Source organism: Anaeromyxobacter paludicola (genome assembly GCF_023169965.1).
GTDB classification, from domain to species: domain Bacteria; phylum Myxococcota; class Myxococcia; order Myxococcales; family Anaeromyxobacteraceae; genus Anaeromyxobacter_B; species Anaeromyxobacter_B paludicola.
On sequence record NZ_AP025592.1, the window covers coordinates 4,460,298 to 4,474,518 of the forward strand.

15 protein-coding genes are annotated in these 14,221 nt (G+C 71.7%); 4 read left to right on the plus strand and 11 right to left on the minus strand.

The features are described 5' to 3' along the window. The first annotated feature begins 35 nt into the window (after window positions 1-35). Window positions 36-1,019, plus strand: coding sequence for an AraC family transcriptional regulator (locus tag AMPC_RS19830; protein ID WP_248343314.1), 984 nt, complete (start codon window positions 36-38; stop codon window positions 1,017-1,019). A 52-nt stretch (window positions 1,020-1,071) separates the two neighbouring features. Next, window positions 1,072-2,172, plus strand: coding sequence for an SDR family oxidoreductase (locus tag AMPC_RS19835; RefSeq protein ID WP_248343315.1), 1,101 nt, complete (start codon window positions 1,072-1,074; stop codon window positions 2,170-2,172). 5 nt (window positions 2,173-2,177) lie between these two features. Here AMPC_RS19835 and AMPC_RS19840 read toward each other — a convergent pair whose 3' ends face one another. From AMPC_RS19840 to AMPC_RS19865, 6 genes are all read right to left on the minus strand, one after another. Continuing rightward, complete coding sequence (locus AMPC_RS19840) at window positions 2,178-2,651, minus strand: VOC family protein (RefSeq protein ID WP_248343316.1); 474 nt, start codon at window positions 2,649-2,651, stop codon at window positions 2,178-2,180. Window positions 2,652-2,786: 135 nt separating this feature from the next. After that, on the minus strand, window positions 2,787-3,716 hold the full coding sequence (locus AMPC_RS19845) for a hypothetical protein (RefSeq protein ID WP_248343317.1): 930 nt from the start codon (window positions 3,714-3,716) through the stop codon (window positions 2,787-2,789). Window positions 3,717-3,718: 2 nt separating this feature from the next. After that, window positions 3,719-4,666 carry an ABC transporter substrate-binding protein gene (locus AMPC_RS19850; protein ID WP_248343318.1) on the minus strand — a complete coding sequence of 316 codons (948 nt, stop codon included), beginning with the start codon at window positions 4,664-4,666 and terminating at the stop codon, window positions 3,719-3,721. Between the two features lie 66 nt (window positions 4,667-4,732). Continuing rightward, window positions 4,733-5,488, minus strand: a complete 756-nt coding sequence (locus tag AMPC_RS19855; protein ID WP_248343319.1) for an ABC transporter permease — start codon at window positions 5,486-5,488, stop codon at window positions 4,733-4,735. After that, a complete protein-coding gene (locus AMPC_RS19860; protein ID WP_248343320.1) occupies window positions 5,485-6,339 on the minus strand; it encodes an ABC transporter ATP-binding protein in 855 nt (284 codons plus the stop codon). Before AMPC_RS19860 ends, AMPC_RS19855 begins: the two co-directional genes overlap by 4 nt. A gap of 11 nt (window positions 6,340-6,350) precedes the next feature. After that, window positions 6,351-7,124 carry a 4Fe-4S dicluster domain-containing protein gene (locus AMPC_RS19865; RefSeq protein WP_248343321.1) on the minus strand — a complete coding sequence of 258 codons (774 nt, stop codon included), beginning with the start codon at window positions 7,122-7,124 and terminating at the stop codon, window positions 6,351-6,353. Between the two features lie 451 nt (window positions 7,125-7,575). Here AMPC_RS19865 and AMPC_RS19870 point away from each other — a divergent pair, with 451 nt between their 5' ends. Continuing rightward, a complete protein-coding gene (locus tag AMPC_RS19870; RefSeq protein WP_248343323.1) occupies window positions 7,576-7,899 on the plus strand; it encodes a DUF2325 domain-containing protein in 324 nt (107 codons plus the stop codon). A gap of 139 nt (window positions 7,900-8,038) precedes the next feature. Here the strand turns inward: AMPC_RS19870 and ygiD are convergent, their stop codons facing one another. The 4 genes from ygiD to AMPC_RS19890 all read right to left on the minus strand — a co-directional run bounded on the left by ygiD (window position 8,039) and on the right by AMPC_RS19890 (window position 10,533). Then, the gene (ygiD, locus tag AMPC_RS19875) at window positions 8,039-8,809 is read right to left on the minus strand and encodes a 4,5-DOPA-extradiol-dioxygenase (protein WP_248343325.1); all 771 of its coding nucleotides are present in this window, start codon (window positions 8,807-8,809) and stop codon (window positions 8,039-8,041) included. Between the two features lie 85 nt (window positions 8,810-8,894). Continuing rightward, the gene (locus tag AMPC_RS19880; protein WP_248343326.1) at window positions 8,895-9,479 is read right to left on the minus strand and encodes an ester cyclase; all 585 of its coding nucleotides are present in this window, start codon (window positions 9,477-9,479) and stop codon (window positions 8,895-8,897) included. Next, window positions 9,476-9,973, minus strand: coding sequence for a hemerythrin domain-containing protein (locus tag AMPC_RS19885; protein ID WP_248343327.1), 498 nt, complete (start codon window positions 9,971-9,973; stop codon window positions 9,476-9,478). Before AMPC_RS19885 ends, AMPC_RS19880 begins: the two co-directional genes overlap by 4 nt. Window positions 9,974-9,984: 11 nt before the next feature. Then, entirely contained in the window at window positions 9,985-10,533 is a 549-nt protein-coding gene (locus AMPC_RS19890; protein WP_248343329.1) for a YceI family protein, read from the minus strand. A gap of 183 nt (window positions 10,534-10,716) precedes the next feature. On the opposite strand from AMPC_RS19890, the gene AMPC_RS19895 reads away from it, so the two are divergent. Beyond that, window positions 10,717-12,408 carry a sigma-54-dependent Fis family transcriptional regulator gene (locus AMPC_RS19895; RefSeq protein WP_248346368.1) on the plus strand — a complete coding sequence of 564 codons (1,692 nt, stop codon included), beginning with the start codon at window positions 10,717-10,719 and terminating at the stop codon, window positions 12,406-12,408. Between the two features lie 142 nt (window positions 12,409-12,550). Here AMPC_RS19895 and pdxR read toward each other — a convergent pair whose 3' ends face one another. Next, window positions 12,551-13,957: a MocR-like pyridoxine biosynthesis transcription factor PdxR gene (pdxR, locus tag AMPC_RS19900; protein ID WP_248343330.1), complete on the minus strand. Its 1,407-nt coding sequence runs from the start codon at window positions 13,955-13,957 to the stop codon at window positions 12,551-12,553. Window positions 13,958-14,221: the final 264 nt, after the last annotated feature.

The following is a 14,221-nucleotide window of genomic DNA, read 5'->3' on the forward strand; positions in this document are numbered from 1 at the left end:
TGTTGGGCGGCGCCCGCGCTGCCTATCATCGCGGCATGTCGGCACCCGACACGTTCGCGATCTCGCCGCGCGTCTTCGCGCGGGCGGGCATCCCCTCCCTGGAGCGCCTGTGCGAGCGGGCCGGCGTGGCGCCGTCGGCGGCGTTCCGCACGGACGAGTTCTTCCGCCTCTGGGCGGCGGCGGAGGACCTGATCGGCGACCCGGCCGCGGGGCTCCGCCTCGGGGCGGAAGGGCTCGCCCGCGGCTACGGGGTGGGCTCGACGGTCGCGCTGCACGCGCCCGACCTCCGCGGCGCCGTCGCGGCCCTCGCGCGCTACAAGCGGCTGACCTGCCCCGAGCGCGTGGAGCTGGAGCTCGAAGGCGACGACGCGATCGTGCGCTACCGCTGGCTCCAGGCGACGCGCGAGGTGCCGCGGCTGCTCGTGGACACGACCACCGCCGCGCTGCGCGAGCTGGCGTCGCGCGGGACGGCGGGTCGCGTCCAGCCGGTGCGACTCGAGCTGGCGCGACGGCCCAGGGATCGCGCGCTCCTGCAGCGCCACTTCGGCTGTCCCGTCGTCTTCGCCGCGCCGCACGACGCGCTGGTGTTCGAGCGCGGCGCGCTCGACGTGCCGTTCGTGACCGCCGACGGAGGCGCCTTCGCGCGCATCGTCGCGGGGCTCGAGAGGCGGCTCCGCTCCGGGGAGGGGTTCCCCGCCCTGGTCGGCGAGGTGCGGGTGGCGATCGCCAGGCAGCTCAGCGAAGGGCGCCGGGCCAGCCTCGCGGGCGTGGCGCGCCGGCTCGCGGCCAGCGCAAGGACGCTCCAGCGCCGGCTCGAGGGAAGCGGGACCAGCTTCCACGAGCAGCTCGCCACCGTGAGGCGCACCACGGCGACGCGGCTGCTCGCCAACACCGAGCTCGACCCGGTCGCCATCTCGATGCTGCTCGGCTTCGTCGAGCCGAACTCGTTCGCCCGGGCCTTCCGCGCCTGGGAGCGGACCACGCCGCTGCGCTGGCGCGCGCAGCAGGGCCGGGCCTGAGGACACCCACCCCGAAGCGCCGTCCTCGCGACGTCGAGGACGAGGAGCGAGCATGAGCCACGAAGGAGCCTCCCACGTCACCCCCGCCCGCGTCCTCGTGACCGGCGGATCCGGGTTCATCGCCGGGCACTGCATCCTGCAGCTGCTCGAGCAGGGCCATCTCGTCCGCACCACCGTGCGAGCCCTCGCGAAGGAGGGCGCCGTGCGCGCGGTGCTCGACGAGGCGGGCCTGGTGAACGGTGACCACCTCCGCTTCGCCCCGGCGGACCTCACCCGCGACGATGGCTGGGACGAGGCCGTGGCCGGCATCGACTTCGTGCTCCACGTGGCCTCCCCGGTCCGGCCCGGGCACGTCGAGGACCCGGACGACCTGATCGTCCCCGCCCGCGAGGGGACGCTGCGCGTGCTGCGGGCGGCGCGCGACGCGGGCGTGAAGCGGGTGGTGCTCACGTCCGCGTTCCATGCCGTGAGCTGGGGGCATCCGCACGGCGACCACACCTTCGCCGAGGAGGACTGGACCGTCCTCGACGGCCCCGGGGTCGATGCCTACGGCAGGAGCAAGACCCTCGCCGAGCGCGCGGCGTGGGACTTCATGGCGAGGGAGGGCGGAACGATGGAGCTCGCCACGATGCTCCCCGTCGCCGTGATGGGGCCGGTCATGGGGAGGGACATCTCCGGCGCGAACCACATCGTCGCGATGATGCTGGACGGCAAGATGCCCGGGTTCCCGCGCCTGTTCATCCCGATCGTCGACGTGCGAGACGTGGCCGCCGCGCACGTCCTCGCGATGAAGGCCGCCGGCGCCGCCGGCGAGCGGTTCCTGCTCTCGAACGGGCCGGCGATCGCGATGAAGGAGATCGGCGCGACCATCCGCGCGGAGCTCGGCGAGGCGGCGAAGCGCGTGCCGACGCGCGCGATCCCGGATCTCGTGGTGCGGCTCGGCGCGCTCTTCTCCGCGCGGTTCCGGGCGATCGCCCCCGATCTCGGGTACGCGAAGAGGACCTCGAACGAGAAGGCGCGCCGCGTGCTCGGCTGGACGGCGCGCGACCCGCACGAGGCCGTCGTGGCCGCGGCGGAGAGCATCGTCGCGCAGCGGGCAGCCCCGGGCCTCGCGCGCCAGGCGGGTCCGCCTGGCGGAGACCGGGGGACGTGAGCGCTTCAGCCGCGCCGCGCCGCCTCGATGGCGGCGACGTCGATCTTCTTCATCGGCATCATCGCCTCGAAGGCGCGCCGCGCCTCCTCGCCCCCGGCCGCGAGCGCCTCGGTCAGGATCCGCGGCGTGATCTGCCAGTAGAGGCCCCACCGGTCCTTGCACCAGCCGCACGCGCTCTCCTCGCCGCCGTTGCCGACGATCGCGTTCCAGTAGCGATCGGTCTCCGCCTGATCGTCGGTCGCGATCTGGAACGAGAACGCCTGGTCGTGCTCGAACGCGGGCCCGCCGTTCAGGCCGGCGCAGTGCACCCCGACCAGGGTGAACTCGACCACCAGCACGTCGCCCCTCTTGCCGCTCGGGTAGTCGCCAGGCGCGCGGACGATTCGACCCATGGCGCTGTCCGGGAAGGTCTGGGTGTAGAAGCGGGCCGCGGCCTCGGCGTCCTTGTCGTACCAGAGGAAGATCGTGTTCTGGGCCATCGGGTCGTCCTCCGTTTCGGCGTGAAGCAGGGGATACCAGACGATGAGGTGCTAGCCGTGGCGACCGCCCGGCGCACCAGGAAGCGTCCGGCGCCCGCCAGCCGGGGCGCTGCGAGAGGACGGCCGGGGGGCACGTCACAGGTCGAGCTGTACGCCGGCGGAAGTAGAGAGCTGCGGGCGCTGGTCGCCATCCAGCCGGGACGCGATGGGCGCCGCGGCGCGCAGCCGGAGCGACGCGCGGTCCGTGATGCGCACGGACGCGCTCACGATCCCGGAGAGGAGCACCCCACCGCTGTTCTCCACGGCGACGCCATCCTGCCGGTCCGCGCTCGCCCACCGCACGTCGAGGCCCCCGCCCAACGAGAAGCGCTCGCCGACGCGGCGCTGGACCTCGGCGCCGGCGAGGAGGCCGCGTGCGTACTGGTAGCCGTGTGCGTTCACGGTGCGGACGCGTGCGCTCGCGGACGCGACGAGCTCCCACGGATCCTGCTGGAGTCGGTAGAGCGCGCCCAGGTACGGCCCGTACCCGCCGGTGCCGAGCTGCGCGTGCTCGTCGAGCCGCACGCCGCCTCGGCGGAGGTCACTCTCGCCGGTGGGCAGGCTCGTGCCAGCGGACAGCGCGAGCGCCTGGGCGCGCGGCACGCCCCAGAGCGTCGGGTGGGGGACGAAGTCAACCCGGCGCCAGACCGCGACGCGGACGCCCGCCTCGAGGTCGCCCAGGCCGGTCGCGTGGGACGAGACGTTCTCGGCGTTCCACTCCCGCGAGGCGAACGGCACGGCGAGGACGACGTTCACGCGGTCGAGCAGGCCGTAGCTCGCGGTGAGGCGGAGCGTGCGCTGCCGGACCTCCTCCAGGTGCCCCATCCCGGCCATCGCGGCGCGTGAGGAGAGCGTCTCCACGTCGAGGCCGACGCGGAGATCGCCTCCGCGGGCGGAGGCGTCGGAGATCGCGACGAGCGGGTCCTCGAACACGCAGCAGGATGCGGCGGCGCGCGCGGCCGAGCATGCCACGAGGAAGGCGAGGAGGACGCGCGCCGCCCGGTGGCCGGCGCGAGCGGAGCGCATGGTCAGCGCCGCGCGGCGACCGCGTACGGATTGTACGCGTTCGTGTAGACGTCCTTCGCCTGGATCTGGCCCCGCTTCAGCTTGCCCTCGCGGACGAGGAGGTCGATCCACCACTGCACCTGCGCGTCGCCCGGGACGAGGCCGTGCTCGTAGTACTCCCAGCTCCCGGCGTAGCGCGGATCGAGGCCGCGGCGCTTCGCGAAGATCTGGCCCGCCTCGTCGTGGTGGGCATTCGTCCAGTCCGCGGCGCGCACCAGCACCTTCACGAACTTGCGGACGATGTCGGGGTGCGCGGCGAGGAACTTCTCGTTCGTGAAGTACGGCAGCATCCCCGAGAGCCCGTCATCGACGACGGAGTCGTTGAAGAGCTCGCGCGCCTCGCCGGTCTTCGTGACCTTCTCGTAGAAGGGCGAGTGCACGACGCTCACGTCGATGAGCTTCTGCTTCAGCGCCTGCTCCTGGTTCGGATCCGGGATCACGACGAACTGCACGTCTCGATCGAGGCCGTTCCGGCGGAGGTGCTCCTTCAGCACGTACTCGGAGCACGCGCCGAAGCTGTTGATGGCGATCTTCTTCCCCTTGAAGTCCTTCACCGAGCGGATCGGGCTGTCCGGGAGCGCGAGGTACTTCATGTGCGGCCGCTCCGGCGTGGTCCGCGCGCCGGCGGCGACGATCTTCAGCTTCGCGCCGCCCGCGTTCGCGGTGAGGACGAGCGGCGTGTGCCGGTTCGCGAAGTCCACCGAGCCGGCGGCGACCGCCGGGACGAGCTGGGCGGCGGGGACCTCGCCGACCCACTGGATCTCGAGCCCCTCCTCCTTGAACCAGCCCTTCTCGTCGGCGACGTAGACCGGGTCGAACCACTGGATGTTGGGGTACTTCACCTTGAACGTCTCCGCGGCGGCGAGCGACGGGCCGGCGGCGAGCAGGACGAGCGCGAGCAGCTTGTTCACGATCCCTCCAGTCTTGTGGCGCCTCGGCGGAGGCGCGTCGAGGCCCGGCGTCGCGCGCCGGGCGTGTCAGCTCCCGGCGGCGTCGCGCCAGGACGTGGTGTGACGCTCGGCGACCCGGAGCAGGCCGTTCACCGCGAGCCCGAACGTGGCGAGCGCGACGATGGCGGCGTACATCCGCGGGATCGCGAACGTCTCCTGCGAGTTCAGGACCAGGAAGCCCAGGCCGGCGTTGGCGCCGATCATCTCGGCCGCCACGAGCACCATGAACGCGTATGCCGCGCCGAGCCGGACCCCGGTGAAGATGGACGGCGCCGCCGCCGGCAGGATGACCTTGCGGAAGAGGCTCCAGCCACGGGCGCTCATCGAGCGCGCGGACTTCACCAGCACCGGATCGACGCCCTTCACGCCGGCGACGGTGTTCAGCAGCACCGGCCAGATCGAGGCCCAGAAGATGATGACGACCTTCGAGAGCTCGCCGATGCCGAAGAAGAGGATGAACACCGGGAAGAGCGCGATCGCCGACACCTGGCGCCCGGCCTGCAAGGGGCCGTCGAAGGCGTGCTCGAACGTGCGGGACGAGCCGAGCGCGAGGCCCACCGGCACGCCGAGGGCGATCGCGGCGGCGAGCCCGGCGGCGATGCGGCGAAGGCTCACGGCGGCGTGCCGGGCGAGCTCGCCGCTCGTCGCGAGGTCACGGAGGACCGCGAGCACCTCGGACGCCGGCGTGAGGAAGCTCGGGTTCACGATCCCGAGACGGGGGAGCGCCTCCCACAGGGCGAGGACCGCGAGCGCGGCGGACAGGCGGAGGGCGAGCGTCCTCACGCGAGCCCCCGGCGCAGGACCCGGTGAAGCGCGCCCAGGATGCCCGGGCGAACGTCGCCCGGCGCGGGCGCGCCCGGGTGGGCGCGCTGCTCCTGGCTCGCGCGGCGCACCTCGTCGGACAGGCTCACCCAGAGCCGGTGGCGTATCGCGGCGAACTCGGGCGTCCCGCGCACGTCGCGCCCGGCCCGGTCTGGCGGCAGGTCCACGGGGACTATCTCCTTGATGCGCCCGGGCCGGGCGGTGAACACCGCGACCCGCTGCGCGAGGAAGACCGCCTCCTCGATGGCGTGCGTCACGAAGACGATCGTCTTGCCTGTGCGCTCCCAGATCCCGAGGAGCTCGGCCTGGAGCGTCTCGCGCGTCTGCGCGTCGAGGGCCGCGAACGGCTCGTCGAGGAGCAGCACGTCCGGGTCGCACGCGAGCGCGCGGGCGATGGCGACGCGCTGCTTCATGCCGCCAGAGAGCTGCGCCGGGTAGCGCTCCGCGAACTCCTCGAGGCCGACGAGCGCGAGGTGCTCCCGGGCGCGCTGCGCGCGGTCGCGGGCCGGTACGCCGCGGACCTCGAGGCCGAAGGCCACGTTGTCGAGCACCGTGCGCCAGGGGAAGAGGGCGTAGTCCTGGAAGACGATCGCGCGCTCGAGGCCGGGGCCTTCCACCCGCGCGCCGCTCACCGCGATCGTGCCGTTCACCGGGACGAGCCCGGCGATCGCGTGGAGGAGCGTCGATTTCCCGCAGCCGCTCGGGCCGAGGAGCGCGAGGAACTCGCCCTTCGCGACCTGGAGATCCACGCGGTCGAGCGCGAGGACGAGGCCGCCGGAGTACCGCTTCGATGCGTGGGAGATCCGGATCATTCGCGCGGTCCTCAGGAGAGGCAGTCGCCGAGCGAGCCGTGGCGCCGGAGGTGGACGAGGCCGGCGTAGCGCGGATCGCCCGGGTCGGCGGCGAGCGCGGCCCTCTCGCCCAGGTAGTCCTTCGTCTTCAGGCCGCCGAAGACGGCGCGGTCGCGGCCGATCGGGCAGACCTTGATGCACACGCCGCACGGCCAGCGCTTCTCGTCGCGCAGGACGATGTGGTGACGCGTGCAGGCGTCCTTGTCGAGCTCGGCGAGGAGCGCGTCCTTGCGCGGTGCGAGCGCGCTGGCGGGGCAGAGCCGGACGCAGACGCCGCAGCCGTTGCAGACGTCCTCGTCGAGAAGCGGGTCACCCGGCAGCGCGACGTCGGTGAAGACGGAGGCGAGCCGGAGGCGCGGGCCGTACTCCGGCGTGACGAGGTTGTGCGAGACGCCGAGCGTGCCGAGCCCCGCGTACTTCCCGGCCATCACGTGGCTGAACGCGCCGAACCGCTCCTTCAGCAGCGCCTCAAGGCTGCCGTAGCCATCGCGCGCGAGGTTCACCGCGCCGTGGCCGCGGTCGAGCAGCCACACCGAGAGGCGGTAGGCGAGATCGTCGAGCAGCCGGTTCACCGTGTCGTAGAGCTCCTGGTGGTGAATCGACGGTGTCGAGTCCACGAGCGGCAGGAGCATCGGCGCGCCGAACGTCACGACAGTGCGGGCGCGCGGCCAGATCGCGTCGGGACGGTAGGGCGGAGGGACCTCGCCGGCGTCGGCCCAGCGCGTCACGGGGGCGAAGCCGATCACGCTCGCGCCGTGAGCGCGAGCGTAGGCCGAGAGCTCCGCCTTCAGCGCGGCGGCGGGGTCGGGTCGCGGTCGGCGACGGCGAACGGTCGGGCGGGACGCCGCGGCGCGGCGCCCGGTGCCAGGGCGAGCAGTGGAGGGCATGTTCGAGAAACATCCTGCATGACGGACGAACGTCCGTCAATACAGATGGTCGTTTGGAATTAAAGGTCGCGGTCTGGCGGGCTATTGAGGACGGGTGTGACGGCTGTCCGGTAAGCCGGCATGGTGTCCGCGAAAGCAGATCATCTGCCGGAGGCCGCGCATTCCAGTCCCGTGGCTTGACGGACGTCCGTTATAACGGATATGCATCCGATGGTCGCGGGACGTGCATGTCCCTGGGGCTGGAGGTGGGCGCCTCCCCTTGCACCGAGTGACCGGCGCCCGGGGCTTTCTGGACGGCGAGAGGCGAGCGATGCGGATCGGGATCGTTGGCGGACTACAGCGCGCAGAGCGCCACCTCGCTCGGGCCGCCGCCGCGCGCGGGCACGAGCTCGAGTTCCACGACGGGCTCGTCCACGGCCGCCGCCGGGCGGCGCTGGCATCCCTCGTCGATCGTTGCGACGCGGTGGTGGTCGTCACGGACGTGAACAGTCACGCCGCCGTCGGGCTCGCGCGGCGCTGGCTTCGCGCGCGCGGACGCGCCCCCGCGCTGCTCGCCCGCCGCTGCGGCCCGGATCGGCTCCTCTCGCTGCTCGCGTCCCTCGACTCGCGAGAGCGGATGGCGAGCGCGCCTTGAAGATCCTCCTCGTCGACGACGCGGGCATGCTCGCGGCGGCCGTGAGCGCGCTGCGGATGGCGGTTGAAAGGCGCCGAGCCACCGGGGACCGCTCCTGGGCCGGCGCGCGAGCTCCGCAGTAGCTGGCGTGCTGGCGACGTCATCCCAGGAGCGCGGCCCGCATCGAGAGCGAGCCCCAGTCGAACCCCTCGATGGGGAAGCGCACCGCGTCGGTCTCCGCGCTCGCCCCGGCGACGTAGAGCAGGGGCAGGAAGTGGTCGGGGGTCGGCGCCGACATCCGCCCCTCGTCCGTGTCGAGGAGGCGGACGAGGGCGTCGCCGTCGAGGCGCGACAGCGCGGAGGCGATCTCCTCGTCGAACGTGCGGGCCCACTCCGGCGTGGCCGTCTCGCCTCGAGCGTGCGCCGTGAACGCGTGCCGCAGGTTGTGGACGATGTTCCCGCTGCCGAGCACGAGCACGCCCTCGTCGCGAAGCGGCGCGAGCGCGCGGCCGAGGGCGAGATGCTCCGCCGGTTCGAGGCGCGCGTCGATGCTGAGCTGGACCACCGGGACGTCGGCCGCCGGCCGGAGATGCACGAGCACGCTCCACGTGCCGTGGTCGAGCCCCCAGCCCGTGGTGAGCGAGGCTCCGCGCCCGGCGAGGAGGGCCGCCGCGCGCCTCGCGAGCGCGACGTCGCCGGGAGCCGGATACTGGACCTGGTACAACGGCTCCGGGAAGCCGCCGAAGTCGTGGATCGTCTCGGGCCGCTCGCCGGCGGTCGTGAAGGTGCCCTCGACGTACCAGTGGGCGGACACCGCGAGGATGGCCTTCGGCCGCGGCAGCTCCTTCGCGAGCGCGCGGAAGCGCCGGCTCCAGACGTTGTCCTCGATCGCGTTCATCGGCGAGCCGTGTCCGATGAACAGGACGGGCATGCGCGCCGGTTCCCCGGGCCTGGTCGAGCGATCCGACATGTTCGTCCTCCTGCTACGCGAAGGTGGTGCCGCGGCCGATCCGCTGCTACTGGGCCAGGCCGATCTGCTTCATGAACTCCCCGTTGTCCCAGAACAGGTACTCCTCGAACATGATCCCATCCTTGTTCCAGTGGCCGATGGTCGCCATCGGGATGCGGTAGGCCTTGCCCGTAGGCGGGATGGTCTTCCCGTCGGCGAGGACCATCGGCTTCGTGAAGGTCCCCTCGAGCCAGCCGGTGACGGCCGTCCACTCGCCGTCCTGGGTGCCGAAGCGCACCGGGTGCTCCTTGATCCGGTTGTCCGGGGCGAAGGTCCACATGTACTTCAGGTCCTCGATGTGCTTCTCGATGCCCTTGGTCGTGTGACCGTCGGGCCAGTGCACGACCACGTCCTTGGTGTGGCTCCTGTGCAGGTCCTGCCACTGCTGGCCGGTGTAGACGCGGAAGTCGAGGTCGTCGAAGTTCGCGAGGTTCTTCGCGAGCACGGCGGGGACTCCCTTCGGCTTCGGGGTGGGCTCCCCGACGTTGGTGCCGGGCCACTTGTTCTCCGCGGCGCGCGCGGGCGCCGCTGCGAGGAGCGCGCCGAGGAGGGCCGCGCCGGTGACGAGCGTGAGGCGGTTCAGCTGGTTCATGACTTCCTTCCTTTCCTTGTGTGGGATGCTGCCAGGGCGGCCGACGAGGTCGGCCGTGGTCTCGAGGCTTCGGCGGCGGCGGCGAGGTCGGGCGCGAGCCCGGCGATGCGGTCGCAGCCGAGGGCCTCCTGGACGGCGGGGAACAGGGTCGCTTCCTCGAAGCGCGCGTGCTCCACGAGCTTCCTCTCCATGGCTGCGAGCGCCTCTGCCCGCGCGGCGCCGCGCGCCTCCCGGAGCTCGCGAGCGAGGCGCCGGAGCGCCACGTGGTCGCTGAGCGTGAACACGATGGCGGCGTCGGCTTCCGAGAGTCGCCCGGCGAGCTCGGGGAGGAGGACCTCCTCCTCGGCGCGGCAGTGTGGGAGCACCTCGAGGTCCCAGAGCGCCAGCAGCCTCGAGGTGCGGTCCTCCTGCCCGGCGCTCGCCCAGCCCGCGACCTCCGCGAGCCAGCGCGCGTGCTCGGCCGAGAGGCGCCGGAGCGGGGGGCAGAGGGTCATCGGCGGCTCCGCTACCCCACCTGCGCGGCGGCCTGCCGGATGGCCTGCAGCTCGATCTCGACGTCGACGCGGTCCGCGACGAGCACGCCGCCCGTCTCGAGCGCCTGGTTCCAGGTGAGGCCGAAGTCCTTGCGGTTGAGCGAGGCGGTCGCAGTGAAGCCGACGCGCTGGTTGCCCCACGGGTCCTTGCCCTGGCCCCCGTACTCGACCTCGAGCGGGACCTCGCGGGTGACGTCGCGGATGGTCAGGTCGCCGATGACGCGCAGGCGCTCGGGCGAGATGGCCTCGACGCGGCGGCTCTTGTAGCGCAGCGCCGGGTACTTCTGGGCGTCGAGGAAGTCGGGAGAGCGGAGGTGGTTGTCGCGGTCGGCGACTCCGGTGTCGATGCTCGCCGCCTCGATGTCGACCTCGACCGACGAGCGGGCGAGGTCCGCCGTGTCGAGCGCCAGCTTCGCGTTCCACTTCGCGAAGTGCCCCCGCACCTTCGAGATCACCATGTGCCGCACGGTGAGGTTCACCGAGGAGTGCGCGCCATCCACCTGCCAGCTCTCGTTCGCCATGTTCGTTCTCCAGTGTGGGTTCGTCCTGGCGATGGGGATTGCATCGCGGAGGCCAGGTGGCAGCGCCGGGTAACCTCGCGAAATCACGGCAGACCGCTCGGGGCAGCGCAACGGGAACCAGCTCATTATGATACGGCCCAGCTCAGTTCGATCAGGCCGGTGAACCGATTCCTGGAGGAGCGCATGCGGGCAGAGGACCTCGACCTTCGCGAGTTGCTCAGCTTCGAGCCGAGAGGCGGCATCATCCGCTTCGGCGGTGAGCGGGCGCTCATCCTCGACGCCGTGGCCCTCGGGCTCCTCCGGAAGGAGCTCATCGACAGCGTCGGCCTCGCCGCCGCCCGGGGCATCCTGACCAGGTTCGGGTACGCACACGGGTGGCGGACCGCCGAGGGCATGCGCTCCGGGTTCCCGTGGCAGGACGAGCACGAGTGGCGCGTCGCGGGCGGCCGTCTCCACATGCTCAACGGGTCCGTGGTGATCGAGCAGCCCGCGCCGGGCTCGGCGCTCTCGCCGCAGCCGTTCGTCGAGTCCATCTGGCACGAGTCCTACGAGGCGGAGCAGCACCTGCTGCACGTCGGCCGCTCGGATGAGCCCGTGTGCTGGACGCTCGCGGGGTTCGCGAGCGGGTATCTGTCGTTCGCCAACGGGCGCGAGGTGTACTGCATCGAGGATCGTTGCCGCGGCAAGGGTGACCCGGCCTGTCACCTCGTCGGGCGCTTCAAGCAGGAGTGGGGGCCGGAGGTGGCCCCGCAGCTCGCGGCCTACGGCAAGGAGTGGGTGGACGCGGCGCTCGAGGGCGCGACGGCGGCGTTGCGCGCCGCGGAGCGGAGTCTCGAGGCGCGCCGGCGGGAGCTGGCCCGGATCGCGCCCGGCGCCGAGGATCGCGCCGGGATCGTGGTTCGGAGCGAGCCGATGCGGCGCGTGCTCGATCTCGCGTTGCGGGTCGCCAAGGTGGAGTCGACCGCGCTCATCACCGGCGAGAGCGGCGTCGGGAAGGAGCGGCTGGCGCGCCTCATCCACGAGGAGTCGCCGCGAGCGCCCCGGCCCTTCGTGGCCGTGAACTGCGGGGCGGTCACCGAGACGCTGCTCGAGAGCGAGCTCTTCGGCCACGCCCGAGGTGCCTTCACCGGGGCGGACCGGGAGCGTGCCGGTCTCTTCGAGGCGGCGAACGGCGGGACCCTGTTCCTCGACGAGATCGGGGAGATCTCGACCGGCATGCAGGTGAAGCTGCTCCGGGCGCTCCAGGAACGCGAGGTCCGGCGAGTGGGGGAGAACCGGCCCCGGCCGGTCGACGTCCGCATCGTGGCGGCCACGAACCGGAACCTCGCCGACGAGGTGGCCGCACAGCGGTTTCGCCAGGATCTCTATTACCGCCTGCGGGTCATCGAGCTGCGCGTTCCGCCGCTCCGCGACCGCCCCGACGACGTGCTGCCGCTCGCCCGCGTGTTCCTGGCCGACACGGCGCGACGAATGGGACGGAAGGTCACCGGGTTCAGCCCCCGCGCCGCCGATCAGCTCCTGCGCCACGAGTGGCCCGGGAACGTGCGGGAGCTCCAGAACGCCGTCGAGCACGCGGTGGCGCTCTGCCAGGGGACCCGCGTCGAGGTGGAGGATCTTCCCGAGGAGCTGCGGGCGGCCATGCCCCGCGCGCGACCATCGGGACCGACTCGGCCGCTCGAGGACGTCGAGCGCGAGTACATCCTCGCCGCCGTCGAGAGCGTGGGCGGCAACCGGACCCACGCCGCCGCCAACCTCGGGATCGGGCTCGCCACGCTGAAGCGGAAGCTGAAGCAGTACGGCGGTGGACCGGTCGATGCGGCGAGGGCCGGTCGCGCGAGCTCCGCGAGGAAGGCTCGAAGCTCAGGCACGACGTGACGGCGGAGGCGGCTTGCGCCGCCCGCTCAGCGCGGCTTCAGGCCGAGCTCGTAAGAGCGCGGCGGAAGTCCTCCGCGGTCAGCGACGTCTCCCAGTAGCCGGTGGCGCGCGCGACGCCGGTTGCCGTGCCCCGCACCCCGCCTCAGGAGAACTTGCGGATCAGCTGATGCAGACGATCGCAAGCCGCGGGAAGCTGGTCCTCGACAGCCGTGGCGACGCCGAGAATGAGCCCCGAGCGTTGATTGCCGCCAGGACTGAACCACGTCGAAAGTGGAGAAGGCGCCAACCCATGGGCGAATGCTTCCCGGGCGATGACGTCATCGCGCGCGCCGTCGGGCAGCGGGAGCAGCTGTGCGAGGCCAGCCGGGTGCGCGGAAAGCCCCTTGGCCTCCAGCTGCGCACGCAGGGCATCGCTCCGGCCCGCGTACACGCGCTTCATGCGGCGCAGATGTCGCATGTAATGTCCGTCCCGGATGAACTCGGCAGTTGCCAGCTGCACAGCGGGTCCGGGGGCAGGGGCGAGACACGCTACTGCCTCGGAATACTGCGCAACCAGCGCGGCGGGCACGACGACGAAGCCCAGTCGAAGCGTAGGGCTGATCGTCTTGCTGAACGAACCGATATGGATGACGCGTCCGGCACTGTCCAGTGATGCCAGGCTGGGGGCAGCACGTCGCTTCAGCTGAAGCTCGCCGAGGTAGTCATCCTCGATGATCCACGCACTCGTGCGCGTTGCCCATTCGATGAGCTCAATCCTACGAGCGAGCGACAGGGTCCCACCGAGTGGAGCTTGTTGCCCCGGTGTCACGAGCGCCACGGCGGCATCAGGCGCGTGCTTCAAGCCGTAGGAGACGTCGAGGCCGTCTTCGTCAACGGGGATCGGAACCGGGGAGATCTGGGCGATCTCGAGCGCTCTGCGGCTTGGCGGAAACCCCGGATTCTCCACCCAGGCAGTTTGCCCTTCGGGTCTCAGTACCCTGAGCGTGACGCCGAGCGCGCCGGAGAAGCCTGCCGCGACGAATATCTGGGATGGACGGCACTCGATGCCCCGCGCCAGCGCCAGATGCGCCGCAATCTCGGACTTGAGCTCGAGCTCGCCGCGAGGATCAGGATAGATCGCGGGAGCGACTACCTCGGCGCGCGCGGCCTGAGCGCGCAGCCGAGCGAAGAGCGCTACCGGGAAGCAGTCGGGTGCGGGAACGCCATTCTGGAAGATGGCCGGCCCAGAAAGAACATCCTGGTAGAGCGCAGGCAACAGATCTGTTCCTGCAGACGGCTCGGGCCTTGCGCGCTTCGCGGGACGATGGGCGACCCTGGTGCCGCCCGAGCGTGACGCCGTGATCAGCTGCTCATCGACCAACCGCTCGTAAGCCGTCTTGACGGTGCCCCGTGCCACGCCCAGTTGCGCTGCGAGGTCGAGCCAGGAGGGCAGCCTTGCGCCTGGAGCGAGCACGCCGCCGTCGATGGCAGCGGTGATGCCACGGCGGATCTGTTCCGCCAAAGACGTCTTCGACGCCCGGTCCAACTGCAGATTCAAAGTCTTCGACATGTCCCTCGTACACCAACAAGCGGGGATTCTGGCCCGACGTAACGGATCGGCATCCTGATCCATCCCAGAGTCACAGCTGGCGGCCGAGCGCGTCTACCTGTGCCCGGCCGCCAACCGTGCGGGAGGGCGTGGGCACGAGCGCTGGACACTTCGCCCGCAGCGGGGTGGTCGCACCGGACCCTCGATGCGTGCCTGCTGGTACATCGGGAAGACGCGTTTCTGGTTCTGTTTCGTGAACCTCGATGATCGCATAGTCCGACGCGT

Coding starts and splice junctions, on each gene's coding strand:
- AMPC_RS19830 (WP_248343314.1), top strand. CDS start 36: ATGTCGGCACCCGACACGTTCGCGATCTCGCCGCGCGTCTTCGCGCGG.
- AMPC_RS19835 (WP_248343315.1), top strand. CDS start 1,072: ATGAGCCACGAAGGAGCCTCCCACGTCACCCCCGCCCGCGTCCTCGTG.
- AMPC_RS19840 (WP_248343316.1), bottom strand. CDS start 2,651: ATGGCCCAGAACACGATCTTCCTCTGGTACGACAAGGACGCCGAGGCC.
- AMPC_RS19845 (WP_248343317.1), bottom strand. CDS start 3,716: ATGCGCTCCGCTCGCGCCGGCCACCGGGCGGCGCGCGTCCTCCTCGCC.
- AMPC_RS19860 (WP_248343320.1), bottom strand. CDS start 6,339: ATGATCCGGATCTCCCACGCATCGAAGCGGTACTCCGGCGGCCTCGTC.
- AMPC_RS19870 (WP_248343323.1), top strand. CDS start 7,576: ATGCGGATCGGGATCGTTGGCGGACTACAGCGCGCAGAGCGCCACCTC.
- ygiD (WP_248343325.1), bottom strand. CDS start 8,809: ATGCCCGTCCTGTTCATCGGACACGGCTCGCCGATGAACGCGATCGAG.
- AMPC_RS19880 (WP_248343326.1), bottom strand. CDS start 9,479: ATGAACCAGCTGAACCGCCTCACGCTCGTCACCGGCGCGGCCCTCCTC.
- AMPC_RS19885 (WP_248343327.1), bottom strand. CDS start 9,973: ATGACCCTCTGCCCCCCGCTCCGGCGCCTCTCGGCCGAGCACGCGCGC.
- AMPC_RS19890 (WP_248343329.1), bottom strand. CDS start 10,533: ATGGCGAACGAGAGCTGGCAGGTGGATGGCGCGCACTCCTCGGTGAAC.
- AMPC_RS19895 (WP_248346368.1), top strand. CDS start 10,717: ATGCGGGCAGAGGACCTCGACCTTCGCGAGTTGCTCAGCTTCGAGCCG.
- pdxR (WP_248343330.1), bottom strand. CDS start 13,957: ATGTCGAAGACTTTGAATCTGCAGTTGGACCGGGCGTCGAAGACGTCT.